Raw genomic sequence first — 5,149 nt, 5'->3', positions numbered from 1 at the left:
GGCGGCTTTAGCGCGGTGGTCCCACCTGACCCCATGCCGAACTCAGAAGTGAAACGCCGTAGCGCCGATGGTAGTGTGGGGCCTCCCCATGCGAGAGTAGGGAACTGCCAGGCATCAAATAAGTGAAGAAGCCCCGGACGAAAGTCCGGGGCTTTTTTACGTCTGTACATGAGCAATTTCCCATCAGAAATAAGAAAACATCAAACTCGCAACCTACCGATCAGGTAAACTACGGTCAGATTAATCAGTAAAGGCCGTGAAATGTCCAGCCCCAATACATCCCTGAAAGCTTTCAACACTCTTGGTCTTACGATCAATGCACAAACGCTGACCATCGCTGAAACTCCTGACGCTATTACTTTGGCCTGGAAAAACAGTCAGCAATCAAATCTGCCTTTTATTGTATTAGGCGAAGGGAGCAACGTACTCTTTCTTGAAGATTTTAGCGGCTCGGTGGTAATTAATGCGATTAAAGGCATCGCTATCGAAGAGCATGACGAAGCCTGGCACTTGCATGTTGGTGCCGGCGAAAATTGGCATGCTTTAGTTGAAAAGACGCTAAAGAAGGGTATTACAGGGCTGGAAAACCTGGCGCTGATTCCTGGTATGGCCGGCTCAGCACCGATTCAAAATATCGGTGCATATGGTGTCGAATTTAAAGATATCTGTCACTACGTTGAAGCTATACATCTCCCAACGCAACATATGATTCGTTTGTATCGAGAAGAGTGCCAGTTTAGCTATCGCGATAGTATTTTCAAACATGCAATGAAGGATGACTATGTCATTGTTGCAGTAGGATTACGTCTGGCAAAACAGTGGAAACCTGTTCTAACTTATGGCGAGCTGACTAAGTTAAACCCAGCAACAGTGTGTGCCTGGGATGTATTCAATGCTATTTGCCATATGCGCCAAAGCAAACTGCCCGACCCAAAAATCACAGGTAATGTCGGTAGTTTCTTCAAAAATCCGCTGATCACAGCTGAGCATGCAGATGCGCTAATTAAGCAGTGGCCATCCATTCCTCATTATCCACAGGCCAGTGGCGAAGTGAAATTAGCAGCTGGCTGGTTGATCGACCAATGTGGTCTTAAAGGCTTCCGTGTAGGTGGCGCCGCAGTTCACCGTCAGCAGGCTTTGGTACTGATAAATGAAGATTATGCCACGCCACAGGATATTGTCGATTTAGCGCATCAGGTTAGAAATAGAGTCGGACAAAAGTTTGATGTTTGGCTGGAGCCAGAAGTGCGCTTTATCGGTGCTCGAGGCGAGCGTAATGCCGTTGAGGTAATTTCATGAAAGATAATAGCGTGCCGTTAAAGTTAGTGGCATTGGTGGCCGATGGTGAATTTCACTCTGGTGAGCAGCTGGGCGAAGCGCTTGGTATGAGCCGTGCTGCCATTAATAAACATATACAGACTCTCAAAAGTTGGGGTCTGGATGTATATACGGTAACGGGTAAAGGCTACAGCTTACCAGAGCCAATTCAGTTACTGGATGAAGAAATCATTCTGTCTCTCCTGCATCAACCTAATCTGGCGGTTATTCCTGTTATCGATTCTACCAATCAGTATTTGCTGGATCGGATGGATCAATTGCCGTCTGGCTACGCATGCATTGCCGAGTATCAGCAAGCAGGGCGCGGACGTCGCGGGCGTAAATGGTTTTCACCGTTTGGCTCCAACCTGTATATGTCGATGTATTGGCGTCTTGATCAGGGGCCAGCTGCGGCGATGGGCCTAAGTCTGGTGATTGGTATCATCATGGCAGAAGTGATTCAGTCATTAGGTGCTCCGGATGTCCGGGTTAAATGGCCGAATGATCTCTATCTTAACGATCGTAAGCTTGCTGGTATTTTAGTTGAGTTAACTGGAAAAACCGGCGATGCAGCTCAGATTGTTATAGGTGCTGGTGTCAATTTGCTGATGCGTTCAGAAGGCACGGCAGAAATTAATCAGGGTTGGATTAATCTTCAGGAAGCTGGTGTTGATATCGATCGCAACGAGTTAGCTGCGAAGTTGATCAATAGCCTGCGTGAAGCGTTACCTATTTTTGAGCGCGATGGTTTGGCGCCATTTGTCTCCCGCTGGGAAACCCTTGATAACTTCATTAATCGCCCAGTGAAGCTTCTTATTGGGGATCGTGAGGTACATGGCATTGCGCGAGGTATTGATAAGCAGGGTGGCTTATTACTGGAGCAGAATGGAGTCATTAAATCCTGGGTTGGGGGTGAGATTTCTCTTCGTCCAGACAATTAATGCATCTGAGCTAAAAAATTAAAATGCCCACGATCTTTTATGGGCATTTTATAAAAAAGACTATTTCCTCAAACGTACACTTTGCACCGCATGATCAGCCGACTTCGTCATAATAAGACTTGCTCGTTCACGTGTAGGCAGGATATTTTCCTTTAAATTAAGCCAGTTAATCTCTTTCCACAGATCATGCGCAATATTGAGTGCATCCTCTTCGGGTAATTGCGAATAATGATGGAAATAAGAGTCCGGATCGCTAAATGCGCCCTCACGAAATTTCAAAAAGCGATTTACATACCAGCTCTCGAGTAAGGACTCTGGTGCATCGACGTAAATTGAAAAATCCACGAAATCAGAGACAAATACATGATGAGGATCGTGAGGATAGTCCATACCGCTTTGCAGCACATTCAATCCTTCAAGAATAAGAATATCAGGCTGTTGTACGACTTTATCGCCATCCGGAATGACATCATAAATCAGATGAGAATAAACCGGCGCTGTCACCTGGCTAGCACCCGATTTTAAATCAGATACGAAGTTAACCAGGCGATGCATATCGTAAGATTGCGGGAACCCTTTTTTCTTCATCAAACCGCGTTCTTTAAGCACGGCATTAGGATGCAAAAAACCATCAGTAGTGATCAGTTCTACTTTGCGGTGTTCTGGCCAGCGGCTAAGAAGCGCCTGAAGCACACGAGCAGTTGTGCTTTTTCCTACCGCAACGCTGCCGGCAATACTGATGATATAAGGGATTTTCTGCCCATTAGTGCCAAGGAATTGCTCAAGCACCGCCTGACGACGCAGATTAGAACTGATGTAAAAATTAAGCAGACGCGATAGCGGCAGATAAATCTCGGCCACTTCTTCTAATGAAAGATCTTCATTGATACCACGCAGACGCTCAATTTCACCTTCAGCCAATGTCATTGGTACTGAATCGCGTAGTGCTGCCCATTGCTGGCGATTGAACTGCAAATAAGGCGTAGTAAGAGGTGTCGTTTTTTTACTCATAAGCATGCATCTGAGTGCAAATTCTGATTCATCAACACCTTGCTGCATTAGGCATACGAAGATGTATCAAACTCAATTGCACGTCACAGGGGTAATTAACGAGAACAATGGGCAGGAGGGTAACACCAGTGTGACTTTAAAAAGAAGTAAAATGATAAACAGGAGCACGCTTTCGCAAGCGTGCCCGCATTTTTCTTGTCGGTCAGTAGCTTGTCGCTACATTTTCTGCTGGGCTGGTACGCAGACGTTTATAGTAAATCGCGCCGGGATGAGGATGCCCATCCGCGCATAATGCATAGTCGGGCAATTCCCCTAAATAGCGGTAGCCATGTGCCCGATAAAAAATTTCTTCTGCAGAACCTGCAATGACATCCAAATAAAGCAGACCACGCTGATAGCTTTCTGCCTTGTGCTCAAGCGTCTGCATTAATCTGCGTCCAATCCCTTCTCGCTGAGCATTTGAATGCACAAGCAGCTGTAAAACTTCCGCGCGATTTTGTCCATCTGGACGCTGACAAATATTGAGCTGCACGCTTCCCACCACAACCGAGTCGATGACGGCAATCCATAGCAGCAACTCATGGCGTGCCATTTTGTTGCGCAAGCTATGAAAATAGCGCTCGGCATCCTGATACTGTTGCATCTTTTGCGAATGTTGAAATGCCGAAGTCATATTGTTTTTTACCGCTTCAACCATCAGGGCAGCCAAAGCCTGACGATAAAGGGGTAATGTTTCTGCAGTGAGCTGAACAATATTCATGCGACATCCTCCATTTAATGACCCGATTAAATAGATAAGCAAAATGCAGGCCAGCAGAAAAAACGAGTGTAGCGGGTAGTTTCACAAAAAATTTTCTACAATTTGCACAGCAGAAAGTCAGTGTGCTTCAAATATGTGCATTGAAAATGATGGCGGTTCATAGCAATCAATCGATGTGGTGGTGTAAAAATGCACAGGTTTAGGGTGATTTTACTGCAGCTGATGGCTGATTTGAGATGATTTGCACAAATAGTAAGCGATAGAACAATTTTGACGATTTTTTTGTTGCATCCTTCTTCGGGTATTCCTAGAATGCGCTCCACTTGATGCCGGCTTAGCTCAGTTGGTAGAGCAACTGACTTGTAATCAGTAGGTCACCAGTTCGATTCCGGTAGCCGGCACCATCAAGTAGGTGGGATTCCCGAGCGGCCAAAGGGAGCAGACTGTAAATCTGCCGTCACAGACTTCGAAGGTTCGAATCCTTCTCCCACCACCATCTCAACCTCCTGGTTGGGCATCAGATAAAGTCTTTATCTGATGGGTGAGTTCTTCATCTCTCACCTTCGAATTTCAGATTGCGCATTAGCGCAATCAAAGTTGGTCAGCAACTCTGACCGGCTCGAATAATAGAAGGTCTTCTTTTATTATTCATAAGCTACAGAAAGAACAGGTAGCCGAGTTCCAGGATGCGGGCATCGTATAATGGCTATTACCTCAGCCTTCCAAGCTGATGATGCGGGTTCGATTCCCGCTGCCCGCTCCAGATGTGCTGATATGGCTCAGTTGGTAGAGCGCACCCTTGGTAAGGGTGAGGTCCCCAGTTCGACTCTGGGTATCAGCACCACTTCCTTTATCTCTCTCCTGATTCTCTCTCTGTAAACCAAACAGTCAGGCAATGCCTGGTTGATATGACGATATCTTCGATATATCCGTGTCTTAGAGGGACTAGCGATGGCTAAAGAGCAATTTCAGCGTAACAAACTGCACGTAAACGTGGGCACCATCGGTCACGTCGACCACGGTAAAACCACCCTGACTGCAGCAATTACTACCGTACTGGCTAAAACCTACGGCGGTAAGGCAAGCAAATTCGATGAGATCGATAAAGCGCCAGAAGAGA

At 46.2% G+C, this 5,149-nt stretch carries 5 protein-coding genes, 4 tRNA genes and 1 rRNA gene; 8 read left to right on the top strand and 2 right to left on the bottom strand.

The annotated features are described in order from the left end of the window. The 3 genes from rrf to birA all read left to right on the top strand — a co-directional run. A 5S ribosomal RNA gene (gene rrf, locus PZBJ_RS11545) occupies positions 1-113 on the top strand; the annotation flags it as partial. A gap of 148 nt (positions 114-261) precedes the next feature. Next, complete coding sequence (gene murB, locus PZBJ_RS11540; RefSeq protein WP_101762583.1) at positions 262-1,299, top strand: UDP-N-acetylmuramate dehydrogenase; 1,038 nt, start codon at positions 262-264, stop codon at positions 1,297-1,299. Beyond that, positions 1,296-2,258 carry a bifunctional biotin--[acetyl-CoA-carboxylase] ligase/biotin operon repressor BirA gene (gene birA, locus PZBJ_RS11535; RefSeq protein WP_101762582.1) on the top strand — a complete coding sequence of 321 codons (963 nt, stop codon included), beginning with the start codon at positions 1,296-1,298 and terminating at the stop codon, positions 2,256-2,258. The genes murB and birA overlap by 4 nt, the downstream gene beginning before the upstream one ends. 60 nt (positions 2,259-2,318) lie before the next feature. Here birA and coaA read toward each other — a convergent pair whose 3' ends face one another. After that, a complete protein-coding gene (gene coaA, locus PZBJ_RS11530) occupies positions 2,319-3,269 on the bottom strand; it encodes a type I pantothenate kinase (protein WP_101762581.1) in 951 nt (316 codons plus the stop codon). 202 nt (positions 3,270-3,471) lie between these two features. After that, positions 3,472-4,029 carry a GNAT family N-acetyltransferase gene (locus PZBJ_RS11525; protein WP_101762580.1) on the bottom strand — a complete coding sequence of 186 codons (558 nt, stop codon included), beginning with the start codon at positions 4,027-4,029 and terminating at the stop codon, positions 3,472-3,474. Positions 4,030-4,357: 328 nt separating this feature from the next. Here PZBJ_RS11525 and PZBJ_RS11520 point away from each other — a divergent pair. The 5 genes from PZBJ_RS11520 to PZBJ_RS11500 form a co-directional block, all read left to right on the top strand. Next, positions 4,358-4,433 (top strand) — tRNA-Thr (locus PZBJ_RS11520). 7 nt (positions 4,434-4,440) lie between these two features. Continuing rightward, positions 4,441-4,525, top strand: a tRNA-Tyr gene (locus PZBJ_RS11515). 192 nt (positions 4,526-4,717) lie between these two features. Continuing rightward, positions 4,718-4,792, top strand: a tRNA-Gly gene (locus PZBJ_RS11510). A 5-nt stretch (positions 4,793-4,797) separates the two neighbouring features. Further along, a tRNA-Thr gene (locus PZBJ_RS11505) sits at positions 4,798-4,873 on the top strand. 107 nt (positions 4,874-4,980) lie between these two features. Then, on the top strand, positions 4,981-5,149 hold a 169-nt coding region (locus tag PZBJ_RS11500), incomplete at its 3' end, for a GTP-binding protein (RefSeq protein WP_240632907.1).

It is taken from the genome of Pantoea endophytica, from assembly GCF_002858935.1.
Lineage (GTDB): Bacteria > Pseudomonadota > Gammaproteobacteria > Enterobacterales > Enterobacteriaceae > Pantoea > Pantoea leporis.
This window is presented reverse-complemented; position numbering and strand designations above follow the sequence as displayed.

Coding starts and splice junctions, on each gene's coding strand:
- murB (WP_101762583.1), top strand. CDS start 262: ATGTCCAGCCCCAATACATCCCTGAAAGCTTTCAACACTCTTGGTCTT.
- coaA (WP_101762581.1), bottom strand. CDS start 3,269: ATGAGTAAAAAAACGACACCTCTTACTACGCCTTATTTGCAGTTCAAT.
- PZBJ_RS11525 (WP_101762580.1), bottom strand. CDS start 4,029: ATGAATATTGTTCAGCTCACTGCAGAAACATTACCCCTTTATCGTCAG.
- birA (WP_101762582.1), top strand. CDS start 1,296: ATGAAAGATAATAGCGTGCCGTTAAAGTTAGTGGCATTGGTGGCCGAT.